Origin of the sequence: Streptomyces sp. NBC_01016 (assembly GCF_026341035.1) — a bacterium.
Taxonomy (GTDB): domain Bacteria; phylum Actinomycetota; class Actinomycetes; order Streptomycetales; family Streptomycetaceae; genus Streptomyces.
The window spans coordinates 49,113-67,432 of sequence record NZ_JAPEOQ010000001.1 but is presented as its reverse complement, the minus strand read 5'-3'; the positions used below and the strand labels follow the sequence as shown (position 1 = coordinate 67,432).

The window sequence follows — 18,320 nt, the reverse complement described above, 5'->3', positions numbered from 1 at the left end:
GCGGGCCATACTGCACCACACCCGCCCCGGCTGTCCCGTGAGCACCGCAGTCACCCGGCAGAGGGCCGAAAACCACCGGATGGCGTACGGTGCCGTCCCATGGCAAGTGTGCTCGTGGTCGAGGACGACCAGTTCGTACGCTCAGCCCTCATCCGGCACCTGACCGACGCCGCGCACACCGTGCGCAGCGTCGGCACCGCGTTGGAGGCGCTGCGCGAGGTCGCTCATTTCCGGTTCGACGTGGTGATTCTGGATCTTGGTCTGCCCGATCTCGACGGGGCCGAGGCGCTCAAGATGCTGCGCGGGATCACCGACGTACCCGTGATCATCGCCACTGCGCGGGACGACGAGGCCGAGATCGTGCGGCTGCTGAACGACGGCGCCGACGACTATCTGACCAAGCCGTTCTCGCCCGAGCACCTGTCCGCCCGGATGGCCGCCGTGCTGCGCCGCTCGCGGGGGACCACGGGCGCCGAGCCGCCCTCGCGGGTGATCCGGGTCGGTGGGCTCGCCATCGATCCGTTGCGGCGGCAGGCCGAGCTCGATGGTGCGCCGCTGGATCTGACGCGGCGCGAGTTCGATCTGCTGACCTTCCTCGCCGGACGCCCCGGCGTGGTCGTCGCGCGCAAGGAGCTGCTCGCCGAGGTGTGGCAGCAGTCGTACGGGGACGACCAGACCATTGATGTTCATTTGTCATGGTTGCGGAGGAAGTTGGGGGAGACTGCCGCGCGGCCGCGGTATCTGCACACCCTGCGGGGTGTCGGTGTGAAGCTGGAGCCGCCGGCATGAGGTGGGCGCTGGTGAAGGTGTGCCTCGCCGTCACGACGATGGTGGTGGTCGCCTTCGCCGTACCGCTCGGACTCGTGATCAAGGAGATGGCGCGGGACCGGGCCTTCTCCAACGCGGAGCGGACCGCCGCCGCCATCGGCCCCACCCTCTCCATCACCACCGATCGCGACCAGCTCGACCGCGCCCTCGCCACCGCGCAGACCGGCGGCGAGGACCGGATGTCGGTGTACGTCCCGGCCGGCGGCGGGAACGAGGCGATCCGGCTCGGTGAGCAGCGGGTCGGCCGGGACCGGCTCGACATCCGGCAGGCCACCGTCGTGGACGTGCCGGGCGGCTCGGTGTGGCTGCAGCCCATCGCGGTGAGCACGGGCAAGATCGCCGTCGTCGAGGTGTACGTGCCCGAGGCCGAGGTCACCAACGGCGTGACGACCGCGTGGGTCGTGCTCGGTGGTGTCGGCATCGCGCTGATCATCGGGTCCGTGGCGGTCGCGGACCGGCTCGGCGGGCGGATGGTGCAGCCGGCGCAGCGGCTCGTGGGCGCGGCGCACGATCTGGGGGACGGGAAGCTCGGGGCGCGGGTGCCCGAGGACGGTCCGACCGAGCTGCGGCTCGCCGCCGTGGCGTTCAACTCGATGGCCGATCAGGTTGTTCAACTGCTCGCCAATGAGAGGGAGTTGGCGGCAGATCTTTCGCATCGGCTGCGGACGCCGTTGACCGTGTTGCGGCTCAATGCCGCTTCTCTCGGGGACGGGCCCGCCGCCGAGCAGACCCGGGCCGCCGTGGAGCAGCTGGAGCACGAGGTCGACACCATCATCCGTACGGCCAGGGAAGCCAAGCCCCAGACCGCCGCGGCCGGGCCCGGCGCGGGCTGCGACGCCGCCGAGGTGATCCGCGAGCGGATGGACTTCTGGTCGGCGCTCGCCGAGGACGAGGGGCGCAAGGTGCGGGTCGCCGGCGTCGACCGGCCCGTGCGACTGCCGGTCGCCCGCGGGGAGTTGGCGGCCGCGCTCGACGCGCTGCTCGGCAACGTGTTCCGGCACACCCCCGAGGGCACGGCGTTCGCGGTCGATGTGCACCGGGCCGATGGTGCCGTGATCGTGCTCGTCTCCGACGCGGGTCCCGGCATCGCCGACCCGGAGGCCGCGCTGGCCCGCGGCACGGAGGGCGCCGAGGTCGGCTCGACCGGGCTCGGTCTGGACATCGCGCGCCGGGTCGCCGAGTCCACCGGCGGCGACGTGCGTATCGGCTCGTCCGTGCTCGGCGGCACCGAGGTGCGGATCTGGCTGCAGCTGGAGGGGTACCGGCCCGTCCAGGGGCGCCGCGGGCACGGGCGGCGCGGCCGGGAACGCAAAGGATTGGTATCGACCTTTAACCGGTCCCGATCCCTTACTTAAGTCAACCCTAAGATCCTCAACGCCCTTCCCTGTTGCCCGAATTGCCGGGTTGCGGGTCGCTAGCGTCTGCCGGGCCCCACCTACTCGTGGGCGCACCCACCCCCCACGCATACCTAAGGCAGGCACGCGATGAGCAGCAGCATGCACCGGCGCAGGATCAGCGGCAGGAAGAAGGCGGTGGGCGGTGTCGTGGCCGCCGCTCTCGTGGGTGGCGGCGCGTTCCTCTTCGCCTCCGGCGCGTCCGCCGAAGTGACGGACGCGGACGCGGGCGCCACTTTCGCTCCGTACGTCGACACCTCGTTGCAGCCGAAGTTCGATCTGGTCGACTCCTCCAAGGCCACCGGCGTCAAGGAGTTCAACCTCGCCTTCATCACCTCCGGCGGCGACTGCGCTCCGAAGTGGGGCGGCGTCACCGATGTCGGCAGTGACGAAGTCGCGGCGCAGATAGGTGACTTGAGGTCGGCGGGTGGTGACGTACGGGTCTCCTTCGGTGGCGCGTCCGGCACCGAGCTGGCGCAGGCCTGCTCCTCGGCGGGCGACCTGGCGGCGGCGTACCAGAAGGTCATCGACCAGTTCGACCTCACCAAGGTCGACTTCGACATCGAGGGCGGCGCGCTGCCCGACACGGCCGCCAACACCAAGCGCGCCGAGGCGATCGCGACGCTGCAGGAGAACAACCCCGACCTGAACGTGTCGGTGACGCTGCCGGTGATGCCCGAGGGCCTCACCCAGGACGGCGTGAACTTCCTCAAGAACGCCAAGGACAACGGCGCCTCGCCCGACCTCGTCAACATCATGGCGATGGACTACGGGGCGTCGTACAGCGGCGACATGGGCGACTACGCCGAGCAGGCGGCGACCGCCACGCAGGCGCAGGTGAAGTCGGCATTCGGCCTGTCGGACGCGGACGCCTGGAAGGCCGTCGCGATCACCCCGATGATCGGCGTCAACGACGTCTCGTCCGAGGTCTTCAAGGTCGAGGACGCCACGCAGCTCGTCTCCTTCGCGAAGGAGAAGGGCCTCGGCGGCCTGTCGATGTGGTCGGCGACCCGCGACAAGGCCTGCGAGGGCGGGGCCTCCGACTCGGCGCAGCCGACGTGCAGTTCGGTGGAGCAGGAGGCGAACGCCTTCCAGAAGGCGTTCGCCTCGTTCAACTGACCTCTGGGGTCACGCCTTTGAGGTCTGCCACTCCTCCGCGTAGTCGTTGAAGATGCCGCGCAGGTGGTGGCCGATCTTCAGGTAGTCGAGGTTGTCGAGGTTGGCCAGCGAGACGCGGACGGACCACGTGGGGCCCTCGAAGCCGCCGCCGTTGAGGAGCACCACGCCCGTCTGCTGGGCGAGCCGGAACAGGGCGTCGACCGGCTCGTAGTTCTTCTCCAGGAAGCTCGCAAATTCCTTGCCGTGGACGCGCTCGGCCTCGGCAAGGAGGTCCAACTCGATGTAGTACGCGGCCCGGTGGGGATCCTCGTGGATCTTCATCTGGGCGCCTTCGAGGAGCAGGTCGAGGCGCTGGTGGACGATGGAGCGGATCTTCTCCTTGTACGCCTGGCCCTCCTCCAGCATGTCGAACAGGGAGAAGAGCGTCATCATCACCTGCTGCGGCAGCGACAGGCCCGCCGTGTGGTTGAGCGCCACCTGCCGGGAGTCCGCGACGAGCCGGTCGATGAACTTGATCTTCTCCGGCTCCAAGGTTAGTGAGCCGTAGCGCTTGTTGAGGCGGTCCTTCTCCTCCTGCGGGAGCTGGGCGATCCGCTCGTCGATGATGTTGTCGTCGTGCAGCCCGATCACGCCGAGCCGCCAGCCCGTGCACCCGTAGTGCTTCGAGTACGAGTAGACGAGCAGGGTGTTGCGCGGCAGGTCGGCGGCGATCGAGCGGAAGCCCTCGACGAACGTGCCGTACACGTCGTCGGTGACGAGCAGCAGGTTCGGGTTCTTCGCCGCGACGATCTCCTTGATCTGGTTCGCGACCCGGGTGCTCAGCGCCAGGGAGGGCGGGTTGGAGGGGTTGACCAGGCAGACCAGCTTGATCTCCGGGTCCTCCAGCTTGGCTACCTCCTCCTCCGGGTACCGCCACTCGCGCACGCCCGTCTCCGCGAACTTGCTGGCCGAGATGTACGTGACGTCGAACTCGTAGGTGTCGAGCTCGGCGATCTCGATGTACGGAGTGAAGACCGGGACCATCAGCGCGATCTTGTCGCCCTTCTTCAACAGCCCGTTCTTCATGAGGGAGTCGAAGATGTAGCACATGGCCGCCGTGCCGCCCTCGGTGGCGAACAGCGACAAGTTGTTGTCCGCGGGCGCCTTCTTGTCGAACATCTCGTCCGCGAGGTAGCCGCGCACCACCTGCTCGCCATGGGTCAACATGCGGTCGGGCACCGGGTAGTTGTCGCCCGTGATGCCGTCCGTCAGCTCGTGCACCCACTCGTCCTTGTCGAACCCGAAGCGCTGGATGCCGTGCTGGACGCACTGGGCGAGCAGTTCGATGCCCGGCAGGTCGGGGTGGCGGCGTACGAACGCGTCGAAGCGCTCGTACGCGCCGTGCTTCTCCGGCATCCCGCCGAGGTTGTCGGCGGTCCACACGCGCCGCGACTCCTCCAGGGCGAAGTAGCCGAGCGCGTAGTACGCCTCTCGGGGGCCCGTGGCGATCCAGTTCGGGTTGCCGCGGCCCGCGTTGAGCATCTGGCGGCTCGACTTCTCCTTCTGGCCGGGCTTGTCGGCCTGCGCCTGCTCGGCGAGGTCGATGAAGATGTTCTTCAGCTCGAAGGGGGAGAGCTGGGCGTACTGCTGGATCTCTTCGCGCGTGAACGTCGTCTTGGTCATGAGGGGTCCTTAAGTGCGGTGCGGGAGCTCAGTGTTGGAGCAGGACGATCACGGCGCCCCAGATGGTCAGGAGCACGTTGCCGACCGCGTACGGGATCGTGTAGCCGAGCGTCGGCACCTGGGAGCGGGAGGACTCGTTGATCGCGCCGATCGCCGCGGTGGTGGTCTGGCCGCCGGCGAGGACGCCCATCAGGATCGGGAAGCGGATCTTCTGCACGTAGTGGCCGAAGAGGAAGCCGATCAGGAGGGGGACGACGGTGGCGACCGCGCCGAAGAGCAGCAGCCCCCAACCGGCCTCGGACAGGCCCGAGGTGAAGCTCGGCCCCGCGTTGATGCCGACGATCGCGACGAACATGCACAGGCCGAGCGTGTCCATGAACCACTGGGCGCCGGGCGGCACATTGCCGTACGTCGGGTACTTGCCGCGGATGTAGCCGAAGATCAGGCCCATGATGAGCGCGCCACCGGAGGTGGAGAGCGAGATCGGGACGCCCGAGACGGTGAGCGCCGGGATGCCGATGCAGCCGCCGAGGAAGATGCCGATGCCGACCCAGATCATGTCGGTGGCGAACGAGGTGGGGACCGGCTTGCCGATGGCCGCGCCCGCAGGGTCCACGAGGCGCTTGGGCCCGGTGAGGATCAGCGTGTCACCGCGCTCGATCTTCGTGGAGAGGCGGTAGGGGAACTCGGCGCCCGAGCGGTAGATCTTGTCGACGTAGACGCCGACCATGAACGGCTCGCGCCGCAACTCCGCGACGGTCCTGCCCAATTGGGCCTTCTCGGACGCCACCACGTGCAGCGACTCCGTCTCGTAGCCGAGCAGCTCCACATCGTCGGTCTCCATGCCGATGTGGGTGCGGGCGTCGTAGTCGACGAGCGAGCCGCGCAGCGCGCTGAGCGCGACGACGTCGCCCTCGCGCAGCGCGGTCCGCTGGGTGTGGTCGAGGATCTGCCCGTCGCGGCGCACCCGCGTGATGTAGAGGCGGTGGCCGAGCTCCTTCTGCTGGTTCTCGAAGTCGTCGATGGTGCGGCCGACGATGTCGGGGCGCTCGATGGTGTAGGCGCGCAGCACCACTTCGTAGTAGCCCTCGGCCAGGTCCGGGTCGCTCTCGGACGCGTCCAACTCCTTGGCGAGCTGGGCCGATTCGGCGGCGAGGTCCTTCTTGTAGAGCTTCGGCAGGATCGTGGCGAGCAGGATCGCGCACAGGATGGTGCCGAGCGGATACGTCACCGCGTAGCCGATCGCGACGAGGTTCTCCTCGTTCTTGGCCGCCCCGGAGGACAGGCCCGGCAGCGTGCCGATGGCGTCCTGTGCGACACCGATGACCGCGGACTGGGTGAGCGCGCCGCCGAGCAGTCCGGCCGAGAGCCCGGGGCCGTAGCCGAGCATCGCCGCGAAGACCCAGCAGATCAGCAGGCCGGACACGCAGACCACGACGGCGTTGAGGACCTGCGGCAGGCCGTCCGTCTTGAGGCCGCGGAAGAACTGCGGGCCGACCTTGTAGCCGAGGGCGAACAGGAACATGACGAAGAACAGGCTCTTCACCGTGCCGTTGATCTCGACCTCGGTCCAGGCGCCGAGGATCAGACCCGCGATGAGACAGCCGGTGACGGCGCCGAGCGCGATGGCCTTGTAGCGGATCTTCCCGAACAGGAAGCCGAAGGCGACCGTGAGGAAGATCAGGAGTTCCGGATAGGGCTGGAAGATGTTCCGGTTGAGGAAGTCGATCACGTCGTGAACCGCCCTCTCAGTTGCCGAGGATGCCGACGAGCACGGGGCCCGTCAGCGGGAGCAGGAAGTTGGAGAGGGCGTAGGTGATCGTGTAGCCGAGCATCGGCACGGACGACTGCGCCACCTGGGTGACGGCGGTGATCGCGGGGGTCGAGCACTGCTGTCCCGCGATGGCTCCGATCAGGAGCGGTTTCTCGATCTTGAGGAGCTTGCGGCCGACGAACAGTGAGATCGTCGCGGGGATCAGCACCATCGCGATCCCGGCGAACGGCAGCAGCGCCCCGTACTCCTTGATCAGCGGCCAGGCCTGCGGTCCGGAGACGAGGCCCGTGCAGGCGATGAAGACCGCGAGCCCCATGTCCTTGATCGTCGAGGCGGCCTGCGGCGGGAACGCGCCGAAGGTCTGCGAGCGCGAGCGGAACCAGCCGAACAGCAGCCCCGAGATCAGACAGCCGCCGCCGGTGCCGAGCGACATCGGGATGTCGCCGAACTTCACCACGACCTGCCCGAGCAGCGAACCGGCCGCGATGCCGAGCCCCAGGTAGATGAAGTCGGTGGCGTCGTTCTTGACGACCGAGCCGATCCTGGCGACCAGCTTGTTCAGGCCCGAGCGGGCGCCCACCAGGGTCACCACGTCACCGCGGTGCAGCACCGTGTCCCCGTTGGCGGGCATGTCCTGGTCGCCGCGGGTGATGTCGGTGACGTAGACGCCGTCCTTGTAGAACTCGGGGTACGCCTTCTGCAGCTCGTCGACGGACTTCCCGTCCAGCGCCTTGTCGGTGACCGAGACCTCGCGGGAGGCGAGCGGCGAGTCGAGCCCCGGCACGCCCGGCGTCTCCGGGCCGATGACCCGGCCCGCGTCGATCACGTTCGCCCGGCGGCCGACCAGGAGCACCAGGTCGGAGAGGGTGAGTTCGAGGCCGGGCGCGACGTCGAGGACCTTGCTGCCGCGCTTGACCGACTCGACGGTGACGCGCTCGCCGAGCGAGGACTGAAGATCCCCGACCGTACGTCCGTCGGCCGTCGTCACCAGATACGTGCGGCCCACCATGCCCGGCAGGGCGGGGCGCTCGTCCGCCTCCAGGCTGCCCTTGCTGCGCGTGCGCTCCCACAGCTCACGGGCGGCGTCGCGCAGGTTGATGCGCATCATCATCGGCATGATCTGGCTCGTGTAGAGCACGATCGTGATCAGGCCGAAGAGGTAGCAGACCGTGTACGCGGTGGCGACGTTGCCCTGGTACTCGGTGATCTGAGCGGCCGTGAGGTTGCTGAGCTTGCCGATGGACTCGGTGGCCGTGCCGACGACCGCGGACTCGGTGGCGGCGCCGGCCAGGATGCCGGAGGCCGTGCCGACGTCCAGGTCGAACCAGCTCGCCAGGCCGAGCGCGATGCCGATGACACAGACCAGCTCGATGCCGCACAGCACGAAGAAGCGCAGGCTCTTCTTGTTGAGGTTGCGGAAGAACTGCGGCCCGGCCATGTAGCCGAGCGCGAAGATGAACAGCGCGAAGAACACGGTCTTCACGTCGTCGGAGACATGGGCCTTGGTCCAGGCCCCGAGCAGCAGCGAGACGATCAGCGTCCCGCAGATGCCGCCCAACGTCAGCGGCCCCACGCGCAGCTTCCCCACGAGGTAGCCGAGCGCGAGGCTCACGAACAGGACGAGTTCCGGATGGTCCTTGAGAACACCCATGGCGCTTCAGGACCGCTCGTATTGGTTGATATCGGACATACGGGAAAGCTAAGGGCCGGTGCCCGCCACTGCCACGCGACGCGCACCGGCCCACTGCCCGCCGGGTGTCACGATTCGGCGGGCAGCCCCCCGCTGCGCGCGACCTGGGAGTACCAGGTGGCGCTGGACTTCGGGATGCGCTCCTGCGTCTCGTAGTCGACGTACACGGCGCCGAACCGCTTGCCGTATCCGTAGGACCACTCGAAGTTGTCGAGCAGCGACCAGAGGAAGTAGCCGCGGACGTCGGCGCCCTGCTCGATGGCGTCGTGGACGGCGGCGAGGTGGCCGTGCAGATAGCGGATGCGGTCCGGGTCGTGTACGCGGCCGTCGGCGTCGACCACATCGTCGTACGCCGCCCCGTTCTCGGTCACATAGAGCGGGATGCCCGGCGCGAGAGCGGTGTGGTCGAGGAGCAGGTCGGTGAGGCCGGTCGGGTCCACGGGCCAGTTCATGGCGGTGAGTTCGCCGGGCGCGTGGTGGAAGGCGACGTCGTCGGCGCCCGGCCACGGGGTGTGCTCGCTGGCGCCGTGTCCGTCGAGGCGGGGGCCCGCCTGTTCGGGGCGGGCGGCCGAGACGACGGCCGGCGTGTAGTAGTTCAGGCCGATGAAGTCGAGCGGCTGGTGGATCGCCGCGGTGTCCCCGTCCCGCACGAACGACCAGTCCGTGATGGCCGCGGTGTCGGTGAGGAGGTCGCGCGGATAGGCGCCCTTGAGCAGCGGCCCGGTGAAGACCCGGTTCGCGAGCGCGTCGATCCGGCGTCGGGCGTTCTGGTCCTCGGGGCTCTCGGTGAGCGCCCTGACCACGCTCGGGTTCAGGCTGATGCCGACCTTGGCGCGGGCGGGAAGCACCCCGCGCAGGGCCGAAGTGGCCAGCCCGTGACCGAGGTTGAGGTGGTGGGCCGCGCGCAGGGCGGCCGCCGGATCCGTCCGCCCGGGGGCGTGCACCCCGGAGCTGTAGCCCAAGAAGGCGCTGCACCAGGGCTCGTTGAGCGTCACCCAGCTCTCGACGCGGTCGCCGAGCGCCTCGCCGACGAGCCCCGCGTACTCCGCGAACCGGTAGGCGGTGTCCCGCTCGGGCCAGCCGCCCGCGTTCTCCAACTCCTGTGGCAGGTCCCAGTGGTAGAGCGTCACCACGGGCTTGATCTCATTGGCGAGCAGCTCGTCCACGAGCCCACGGTAGAAGTCGAGCCCGCGCTGCACGGCGGGCCCGCGCCCGGTGGGCTGCACCCGCGGCCACGCCACGGAGAAGCGGTAGGAGGTCAGCCCCAGGTCGGCCATGAGCCGCACGTCGTCGCGCCACCGGTGGTAGTGGTCCACGGCGACGTCCCCCGTGTCGCCGTTCAGCACCTTCCCCGGCGTATGACTGAACGTGTCCCAGATCGACGGCGTCCGCCCGTCCTCCCGCACGGCCCCCTCGATCTGATACGAGGCAGTGGCCGCCCCCCAAAGAAACCCGGCCGGAAACCGGGTCGCGACGGGTTCGCCGGTGAGGGCGGTGCTGGTGTTTCCAGTGGTGGTCATAGGAGCGCTCCCATAGATAGTGATCAGACGGGGCGGGCACATCGAGCCGCGCACATCAAGCCCCTGCGGCGATTGAGCAGATCCAGCCCCGCCGGCGTTTGAGGCGCGGGGTCCGGGGCGGAGCCCCGAGGCGTAGGAGCGGCGGGGCGCAACATGAACACCCCGCCCACCCCGTGATCACCCCTTAACCGCCCCCTGCATGATCCCGCCCACAATCTGCTTCCCGAACAGCAGAAACGCGACAAGCAACGGCAACGTCCCCAACAACGCCCCCGCCATGATCACCGAGTCATCGGGGATGTACCCGGTCCCGAGCGCGTTCAGCGCGACCTGCACCGTGGGGTTCTCCTGGTTGAGCGCGATGATCGGCCACAGGAAGTCGTTCCAGGCCATGACGAACGTCAGCAGCCCGAGCACGGCCATCGCGGGCCGCGCCGCGGGGAACACCACATGCCAGACCACCCGCAGACTGCTCGCCCCGTCGACCCGCGCCGCCTCGATGAGCTCGGTCGGCAGCGCCTGCACCAGGTACTGCCGCATGAAGAACGTGCCGAAGGCGGACACGAGCGTCGGCAGGATGACGGTCTGCAGCTGGTTGGCCCAGCCCAGGTCGGACATCCACAAGTACAGCGGTACGACGGCCAGTTGCGGCGGAATCATCATCGTGCCGATGGTCATCAACAGCAGCGTCGAGGAGAAGCGGAACTTCAGCTTGGCGAAGGCGAAGCCCGCGAGCGTGGAGAACAGCACGGTGCCGACGGTGATGCAGCTCGCCACGAGGATCGTGTTGAACATCGCGGAACCCATGCCGGCCTGGTTCCAGGCGGTGTCCAGGTTCTTGAACAGATTGCCGCCGAACCAGAACGGCGGCGGCGTCTGGGCGAGCCGGGCGTTCGTACGGGACGCCGCGATCACCGTCCACAGCAGCGGCGCCAGGGAGATCACGCCGAACAGGGCCAGGGAGACATAGGTGATGGGCCCCGCGTGCAGCTGCTTGCCCGCGCCCAAGATCCGTCGGCGGGTCGGCGGCCCGGCACCCTCCTTGGCCAGCCGGCCGGGCGTCACATCACTGATGGTGGTCATTGGGCCTTCCTCAGCCGTCGGGTGATCAACAGGTTGATCGCGGCGATGACCAAAAGGATCAGGAACATCGACCAGGCGATGGCGGCCGCCTTGCCGAGGTTGCCGTTGATCCAGCCCTGGTCGTACATGTACAGGCCGAGCGTCTGGTACTGGTGCTGGGACCCGCCCTTGGTGCCGCTGACCCCGCCGAACAGCAGCGGCTCACCGAACAGTTGGGTCGCGCCGATGGTGGAGACGACGACGGTGAACAGGATCGTCGGCCGCAGCATCGGAACGGTCACGTGCCGGAACTGCTGCCAGCGGTTCGCGCCGTCCAGCGCCGCCGACTCGTACAGGTCGGCCGGGATGGCCTGCATCGCGGCGAGGTAGATCAGCGCGTTGTACCCGGTCCACCGCCAGATCACGATGGAGGAGACCGCGAGTTGTGAACCCCAGTCGGACTCACGCCAGTTGACCGGGTCGATGCCGACCAGGTCGAGCGCCCAGTTGATCATTCCGTTGTCCGGCGAGAACAGCAGGACGAACACGAGCGTCGCCGCCGCCACCGAAGTGGCGTACGGGGTAAGCATGACGACGCGCCACACGATGGAGCCGCGCAGCCGGTAGTTGAGCATGTGGGCGAGCCAGATCGCCACGATCAACTGCGGCACGGTGGAGATCACGCCGATGGTGAACGTGTTCCCCAGGGCGTTCCAGAAGAATTCCGAGTCGAACAGGTTCGTGTAGTTCTTCAGGCCCGCCCAGGTCTGGCTGTCGAGGGACGACAGCTGCACGTTGTGCAGCGAGTACCAAGCGGTGTAGAGCAGCGGCACAAGCGAGAAGGCACCGAAGATGATGAAGAAGGGGGCGATGAACGCGTACGGCGACGCCTTCATGTCCCAGCGGTACAGCCGGCTGCGCCAGGACGTGTCCGACGGCGGCGTACCGCGACCCTGAGCGCCCCGGGCCGCGCCCGACTCCTCGGTGGAGTCGGACGCGGCGTCGGCGCTCGACGCGGTCTGCGCGAGAGCCTCGTTGGAGCTGGTCACTGGCCGAGCACGTCCTTGACCTCGCTGGTGGCAGCGTCCCAGCCCTGCTCGGGCGACTTGCCCTTCTGCTCGACCTGGAGGATGCCCGTGTCGGTGATCGCCGTGTTGATCGGCTGGTCCTTGATGCCGAAGATCTGCACCGGGATGGTCTTCGCCGAGTCGGAGAAGATCTGCGTCAGCGGCGCGTCCGAGAAGTACGCCAGGGTCTCGGCCTTCGGCTTCAGGGTCGAGTACGCCGACGGGGTCGACGGGAAGCTGGCCTGCTTGGCGAAGACCTTCGCCTGCTGCGCAGGGGCGGTCAGCCACTTCGCGAGGGCGATGGCCTCCTTCTGGTGCTTGCTCGCCGTCGGCACACCGATGAAGGAGCCGCCCCAGTTGGCCGCGGTCGGCGCGGCCGCGATGTCCCACTTGCCCTCGCCGGCGTCACCGGACTTCTCCTGGATGTAGCCGACCATCCACGCCGGGCAGGCGACGGTGGCGAACTTGGCGTTGGCGAAGCCCTGGTCCCACGGCTTGTCGAACTGCTTCAGCTTCGCCGACATGTTGGAGGTCGCCACCTCCATCGAGGCGTCCCACGACTTCTTGACACCCTCGGACTTGTCCCAGATGACGTTGCCGCTCTTGTCGTAGTAGCGGTCCTTCGCGCCGCCCAGCGCCGCGTTGTAGACCGACGAGGCGGAGTCCACGAACTTGGTGCCGCTCGGCGCCTTCTTCATGTAGTCCTTGCCGACGTCGACGTACTTCGCCCAGTCGCCCTTCCACATCTCGGCGAGCTTGGTGCGGTCGGTGGGCAGGCCGGCCTTCTTGAAGAGGTCCTTGCGGTAGCAGATCGCCATCGGACCGACGTCGGTGCCGAGCCCGATCAGCTTGCCGTCCTTGGTGGTGGCCTGCTTGTTCTTCCAGTCCAGCCACTGCGACTTGTCGACCTCCTTGCCGAGGTCGACGAACTTGTTCGCCTGCGTCTGCACGGCCTCGGTGATGTTGCCGATCTCGATGGCCTGGATGTCGTCGGTGCCGGATCCGGCCTGCAGACGGGTGAGGGTCTTGGGCCAGTAGACGTCGGTCCGGGTGGTGACGTTTTCCTTGATGGTGATGTTCTTGTGCAGCTTCATGTACTCGTCGTAGAGCCCGGCCTGCTTGTAACCGAAGGTGCCGAAGGTGCCGACCGTCAGTGTGGTCGCGCCCTCCTTGTCACCGGAGCCTCCGGCGCCCCCGGAGTCGTCGCCGTCATCGCTCGCACAACCGGCAAGCAGGCCTGTGGCCAAGGCGGCGACGACCGCGAAGGTCATCGCGCGTCGGGACGTACGGGCAGTGCGCATTGCGTCCTCCAAGTGCTCAAGTGCTCTTGATGCTGAGACGTGCAGACCCCCCGGCCAACTGCCACTGCCAACTGTTGTACTGGGCCCGGTTGTTCACTTGCGGCTCGGGCGGGGAACGTGCGGCTTCTGTATGCGTCCAGTAGGGTGGGAGCGCTCCCATCCGTGATGAGTTGAAGGGTCGTCGCTCGAACCCGGGGTGTCAAGACACTCGGCGGCGACAAGTTCGTGCGGTTATCGGGCTGTTAGATTCCGCTCAAGATCTGGGGAGGTACGAGTCATGGTGGCTCACGGCACGCACGGCAGGCGCCCGACCCTCGAGGAGGTCGCGGCCCGAGCGGGCGTCGGCCGGGGCACGGTCTCCCGTGTCATCAACGGGTCGCCGCGGGTCAGCGACCGCACCCGCGCCGCGGTCGAGGAGGCGGTCGCCGAGCTCGGCTATGTACCGAACACGGCGGCCCGTGCCCTCGCGGCCAACCGCTCGGACTCCATAGCCGTGGTGGTCCCGGAGGCGGAGTCCCGGTTCTTCTCCGAGCCGTACTTCTCCGGCATGGTCGGCGGCGTCGGCCTCGCCCTCGCCGAGACCAACCTCCAGCTCCTGCTCACCTTCGCCCGCGGCGAGCGCGAACAGGACCGGCTGGCCACCTACCTCGCCGCCCACCGCGTCGACGGTGTCCTCCTGGTCTCGGTGCACTCCGACGACCCGCTCGCGGACCGCCTCATCCAGATGGACATCCCGACCGTGATCAGCGGCCCCCGCTCCGCGGACGAGCCGCTGCCCTCGGTCGACACCGACAACTACGCGGGCGCCCGCTCCGCCGTCGAGCACCTGGTCTCCCGGGGCCGCCGCTCCGTCGCGATCATCGCGGGCCCGCTCGATGTGTACGGGGCCCAGCGCCGCTTCGCCGGCTACGTGGACGAGCTGGCCGCGAGCGGCATCGGCTACGACGAGAAGCTGGTGACCTACGGAGACTTCACGGAGGAGGGCGGCCGCCGCTGCATGGAGGAGCTCCTGGAGTGCGGCACCGGCCTCGACGCGGTCTTCGCCTGCTCCGACCTGATGGCCTCGGGCGCCCGCCAGGTGCTGCGCGAGGCGGGCCGCCGCATCCCCGACGACGTCTCCCTGGTCGGCTTCGACGACTCGGTGATCGCCCGCCACATGGAGCCGGGCCTCACCAGCGTGCGCCAGCCCACCCTGGACATGGGCCGGGCGATGACGGGGCTGCTGCTCGACGAGATCGCCCTGGCCGCGGAGGGGAAGCGCTCGTCCGTCCGCCGGGGCACGCAGCGGCACCTGGTGCTTCCGACGGAGCTGGTGGTCCGCGCCTCGTCGTAGATGTGGCCCCGGGGGTCAGGATCCGTCCGGATCCTCCGGGAACGCCGAAGGCCCCGGTTCTTTCGAACCGGGGCCTTCGAATCCTTCAGGGTGAGTGACGGGACTTGAACCTGTTTTGTTACCCACTTTTGACCTGCGGCGTTGCGGGAAATTGGGGCAAATCGGCGTCTTTCGATGTCGCTCGATGCTTCGGAATGTCTTCGGGAGGGGGTGCGTGTTCCCGCGGGAACATCCTGGAGCGGCATGCGCCGGGCCCTTGGGCAGGGTGAGTGCAAAGCGCCCCAACCGTCGGTGAGGTCACGGACGTGACAGCGCCCCCGGCGCCGGGCCGGGGGCACTGCTGACCTTCCCGGAGCCTGGGGGGCCGGAGGGGAGGTCAGTCTCGGGTGGCTGTACGGGCCACAGTTCAGTGCGCGAGTTTGCCGGTGGCAATATGCACAAACCCAATTCACTCGAACGTGTGCCCTATTCGTACAGGGCGTGCACATTCTCCGCACGTGTGATCCAAAAAAGTACGGTTGACGATACAGACAGTCGATCATGAGGCCGCGAGCGTTGAGCGGGTGCCGCCCGCCCCGCCCACGCCACGCGTCCTCGCCGCCCGACGCGCCGTCGGCGACCGCATCCGGGCCGCACGCCTCCACGCGAACATGACGCAGGAGACCTTGGCCGAACGCGCCGGCCTCGACCGTCAGGCCATCAACCGCATCGAGCAGGGCCACGCGAGCCCGATCCTCGACAACCTGATCCGCATCGCCGACGCGCTCGACGTCCCGCTCCGCGACCTCGTCTAGTTCGAGGGGTGTCAGCGCTTTACGGGAACCGCGAAGCCCCGCACCGGCCGCTCCTCCGGGCGGGGAGCTGATTGCTGTGTGCGCCTCCAGGCTGCGACCAGGGCCGCGTGCCGAGGGTCTGTCCATTCGGTCATGCATCGCCTTCCGAATTGATGGGCGGCGGCACTACCGCCGTCGTGCCGCCGCCCGCCCGCGCACGGGGTCTGGGTGTGCGGGAGTTTGAAGCGGCCGCCCGGCGCACGGGCGCGGGCGGCCGCACTTCCCGACGCCGGGGGATCCGTGGAGATATGCCGGCGGCGGGGGTCGGTGGTCAGTTCTGGGAAGGCGGGGCCGCCCGGTTGCTGCGTGGGCCCCACCCAACCGGGGCGGTCTGCCTCGGCCGGGGTACCACGGGGCACGTGCGGTGCAGTTCGATGCTTGCGCCCGCGCCCGAGTTGCTGAAGACGTCGGCCAAAACGACCTCATCAACGGACTGGATCGGCTCGTCGCATCGCCAGCAGATCCGCCCGCGGTCGGTGGTCATCGCGCCCGCCCTTCCTTGAGCGCGCGCCGCAGCTCGGCGGAGGCCGGGCACAAGCCGCCGTTGTCGACGCACTGCTCGCAGGACGCGGCGTGTTCTATGAGCTGCACGTACACCTGCTTCGCCGAGCACCGCGGGCAGCCACGCGGGAACCAGTGCCGGCCGCTCTCGTCATCGCGCTCGCCGACGTCGACGCTGTGGCCCATGGCGAGAGCGCTGCTGCACCACACGCAACTGCGCCCGCATCGCTGTGGTTCGGACAGAGTGTTGACGGGCGGTACGGATACGAGGATCGGCTCGGCGGGCGAGCGGACTGGTGCTGTTCTTGGGGTCATCCGAACGCCTCCGCGCGAAGTCGGCCGGCAGCGGGACCGACCGCCGCGGCGAGGTATACGGGATCCGTGATCACTCCAGAGCCGTCCGGGGCGTCGAGCCAGAACCGGCCGCACGCCGGGCGCTGGGACGACGGGCAGTGCAGCGGCCAGTCGTAGGGGTGCACGGTGAGCGGGCGGATATCAGCGAGGTCGTCGGCGGCGTCCAGCGGGACGAGCCACCATGCGACCTCCAGCCCGGAGTCGATGAGCAGGGGCCCGCGCGCTCGGCTGGGCATGCGCTTGCGTGCTTCCAGTGCGGTAAGGAGCTGGGCCTCGACGGCGAGCCAGTGGGTGCAGTGGATCGGTACGAGCCCGCCCACCGACCACACCTCGTGTGCGAGGCGTGTGTGCCCGGTGCATTCGGCAAGCCACACGTCACCGGGTGGGTGATTGGTTGCGCGAGTCTTTGCGGCCATGACCAGGACCGTAGGGAGACGGCGGGCGCGTGTGCTCGGCGATTGCGCGGGATTGCGCCTATGGCTGGTGGAGTTGGAGGGAGTTGTTCACGAGAGGTCGAAGCTCGCTCGTGCGCGAGCGATGAGCCGGTGCGCCTGCGGCCCGTAGGCGGCGGCCTCGTCGAACTGGTCCCAGACTCGACCGTACAGGGCCACATCCTCCGCAGACTCCAGCGTGAACTCCGTGTTGATCGTCTCGACGACAACCCGCTCCTCGTCGAAGATCCAAAACCCGTGCTTCGTGGTGCTCTTGAGTGGCACGCCGAAGGGCACGATTCCGAGCGAGACCGTGCTCATGCCGATCAGCCCGGCAAGACGATCGAGCTGCCCGGCCATCACCTCGCGCGGGCACACCAGCACGTGAAGCGCAGCCTCCCAGATGAGGACCCGGAACGTTTTACCCGGCTGATACAGCACCTCTTGGCGCTTCATGCGGGCGGTTACTGCCTCGTCGGTATCGCGCGGCGACCGCATCAACTCGGCGTTCCTGGTCAGGAGGTGGCGTGCATACTCCGGCGTCTGGAACAGCCCCGGGACCACTGTGGCCTCGTAGCCGCGGACGGTCGCCGTTCGCCGGTACTCGGCGACGTACCGGTCCTGCACGGCGCGGTGCCCGGAGGAAAGCTGACGTCGCCACGACCGTTGCTGCGACTCCAGCCCACGCAATCGGCTCTGCAAGTCAGCACTCGCGGAAGGCGCGTTGACCGCCTGTGCCCACGCGTCCAGATCCTCGGCCGTCGCGGTCTGTTTGCCGTGCTCCAAGCGGCTCACCTTGGACCGCTGCCAGCCGATCCGTTCGGCGAACTCCTTACCGTTCAGGCCGGCCTCGGTGCGCAGCTCGCGTAGCCGCGCGCCGAGGGCTTCACGGCCAGCCTGAAAATCGGTGCTCACCTGGCAGACGGTACCTGCGCTTGAAACTGCCTGGTAGGCACGGCGTAATGCCAGGCGAGGTCGCGGACCTGGCACGCATGGACGACGCTCTCCGCGTCTTCGAGGACATGCACGCCGAGAGTGGTCCCGTGGTCGTCGATGACGAACTTGATGACCGTGCGGGAGTCGAAGAGCCAGAAGTCGTAGCTCGGCAACCCGAGTTGCACCGCATCGGCACGCCACATGTTCCGGATGTCCTCGCCCGAGTTCACATTGCCGAGCCCGGAGGCGAGGAGGAAGCGCTGCCCCTCGGTGGGCGGGTTGTCGACCAGCCGCACGCGTTCGTAGCGCTTCCCTTCCGCTCTCTGTTTCGCGACCTGCGTGCGCCACGAGTCGGGTGGTTCGTTCGCGATGTCCTCGCCAGCCTTCCACCGGCCCCACTTCGCGCCTGCCCGGTCCGAGGCGTAGCCCCGTTGCGTCTCCAGACGCCAGGCAGTGTGCTCAAAGTCGGTGAACAGGTGGCTGATCTCGTCGAACGGGATCAACTGAGGCACTCG

Annotated in this window: 15 protein-coding genes and 1 pseudogene; 5 read left to right on the top strand and 11 right to left on the bottom strand. The window is 68.4% G+C overall.

What is annotated here, in order from left to right:
• Positions 1 to 99: 99 nt before the first annotated feature.
• The 3 genes and pseudogenes from OG746_RS00465 to OG746_RS00455 all read left to right on the top strand — a co-directional run.
• The gene (locus tag OG746_RS00465; RefSeq protein WP_266710642.1) at positions 100 to 789 is read left to right on the top strand and encodes a response regulator transcription factor; all 690 of its coding nucleotides are present in this window, start codon (positions 100 to 102) and stop codon (positions 787 to 789) included.
• Positions 786 to 2,183, top strand: coding sequence for a sensor histidine kinase (locus OG746_RS00460; protein ID WP_266710640.1), 1,398 nt, complete (start codon positions 786 to 788; stop codon positions 2,181 to 2,183). Before OG746_RS00465 ends, OG746_RS00460 begins: the two co-directional genes overlap by 4 nt.
• A gap of 264 nt (positions 2,184 to 2,447) precedes the next feature.
• Positions 2,448 to 3,341: pseudogene (locus OG746_RS00455) on the top strand (chitinase); the annotation flags it as partial.
• A gap of 9 nt (positions 3,342 to 3,350) precedes the next feature.
• Here OG746_RS00455 and OG746_RS00450 read toward each other — a convergent pair.
• From OG746_RS00450 to OG746_RS00420, 7 genes are all read right to left on the bottom strand, one after another.
• Positions 3,351 to 5,003: a bifunctional aspartate transaminase/aspartate 4-decarboxylase gene (locus OG746_RS00450; protein WP_266710636.1), complete on the bottom strand. Its 1,653-nt coding sequence runs from the start codon at positions 5,001 to 5,003 to the stop codon at positions 3,351 to 3,353.
• A 28-nt stretch (positions 5,004 to 5,031) separates the two neighbouring features.
• Entirely contained in the window at positions 5,032 to 6,735 is a 1,704-nt protein-coding gene (gene aspT / locus OG746_RS00445; RefSeq protein WP_266710634.1) for an aspartate-alanine antiporter, read from the bottom strand.
• Between the two features lie 16 nt (positions 6,736 to 6,751).
• On the bottom strand, positions 6,752 to 8,428 hold the full coding sequence (gene aspT, locus OG746_RS00440; RefSeq protein WP_266710632.1) for an aspartate-alanine antiporter: 1,677 nt from the start codon (positions 8,426 to 8,428) through the stop codon (positions 6,752 to 6,754).
• 107 nt (positions 8,429 to 8,535) lie between these two features.
• On the bottom strand, positions 8,536 to 9,987 hold the full coding sequence (locus OG746_RS00435) for a GH1 family beta-glucosidase (RefSeq protein ID WP_266710630.1): 1,452 nt from the start codon (positions 9,985 to 9,987) through the stop codon (positions 8,536 to 8,538).
• Between the two features lie 177 nt (positions 9,988 to 10,164).
• The gene (locus OG746_RS00430; RefSeq protein WP_266710628.1) at positions 10,165 to 11,070 is read right to left on the bottom strand and encodes a carbohydrate ABC transporter permease; all 906 of its coding nucleotides are present in this window, start codon (positions 11,068 to 11,070) and stop codon (positions 10,165 to 10,167) included.
• On the bottom strand, positions 11,067 to 12,098 hold the full coding sequence (locus tag OG746_RS00425; RefSeq protein WP_266710626.1) for a carbohydrate ABC transporter permease: 1,032 nt from the start codon (positions 12,096 to 12,098) through the stop codon (positions 11,067 to 11,069). The genes OG746_RS00430 and OG746_RS00425 overlap by 4 nt, the downstream gene beginning before the upstream one ends.
• Positions 12,095 to 13,417, bottom strand: coding sequence for an ABC transporter substrate-binding protein (locus OG746_RS00420; RefSeq protein ID WP_266710624.1), 1,323 nt, complete (start codon positions 13,415 to 13,417; stop codon positions 12,095 to 12,097). Before OG746_RS00420 ends, OG746_RS00425 begins: the two co-directional genes overlap by 4 nt.
• A 277-nt stretch (positions 13,418 to 13,694) precedes the next feature.
• Between OG746_RS00420 and OG746_RS00415 the strand changes: the two genes are divergently transcribed.
• Both OG746_RS00415 and relB read left to right on the top strand, forming a co-directional pair.
• Positions 13,695 to 14,750 (top strand): LacI family DNA-binding transcriptional regulator, encoded by a 1,056-nt coding sequence (locus tag OG746_RS00415; RefSeq protein WP_266710622.1) that lies wholly within the window; start codon positions 13,695 to 13,697, stop codon positions 14,748 to 14,750.
• 563 nt (positions 14,751 to 15,313) lie between these two features.
• Positions 15,314 to 15,544 carry a type II toxin-antitoxin system RelB family anti-toxin gene (relB, locus tag OG746_RS00410; protein ID WP_266718621.1) on the top strand — a complete coding sequence of 77 codons (231 nt, stop codon included), beginning with the start codon at positions 15,314 to 15,316 and terminating at the stop codon, positions 15,542 to 15,544.
• Between the two features lie 519 nt (positions 15,545 to 16,063).
• Here the strand turns inward: relB and OG746_RS00405 are convergent.
• From OG746_RS00405 to OG746_RS00390, 4 genes are all read right to left on the bottom strand, one after another.
• Positions 16,064 to 16,270 (bottom strand): hypothetical protein, encoded by a 207-nt coding sequence (locus tag OG746_RS00405; protein ID WP_266710620.1) that lies wholly within the window; start codon positions 16,268 to 16,270, stop codon positions 16,064 to 16,066.
• Between the two features lie 125 nt (positions 16,271 to 16,395).
• Complete coding sequence (locus tag OG746_RS00400) at positions 16,396 to 16,854, bottom strand: hypothetical protein (RefSeq protein WP_266710618.1); 459 nt, start codon at positions 16,852 to 16,854, stop codon at positions 16,396 to 16,398.
• Positions 16,855 to 16,941: 87 nt separating this feature from the next.
• Positions 16,942 to 17,784 carry a helix-turn-helix domain-containing protein gene (locus tag OG746_RS00395; RefSeq protein ID WP_266710616.1) on the bottom strand — a complete coding sequence of 281 codons (843 nt, stop codon included), beginning with the start codon at positions 17,782 to 17,784 and terminating at the stop codon, positions 16,942 to 16,944.
• Positions 17,781 to 18,317, bottom strand: a complete 537-nt coding sequence (locus OG746_RS00390) for a DUF6879 family protein (protein WP_266710614.1) — start codon at positions 18,315 to 18,317, stop codon at positions 17,781 to 17,783. The genes OG746_RS00395 and OG746_RS00390 overlap by 4 nt, the downstream gene beginning before the upstream one ends.
• Positions 18,318 to 18,320: the final 3 nt, after the last annotated feature.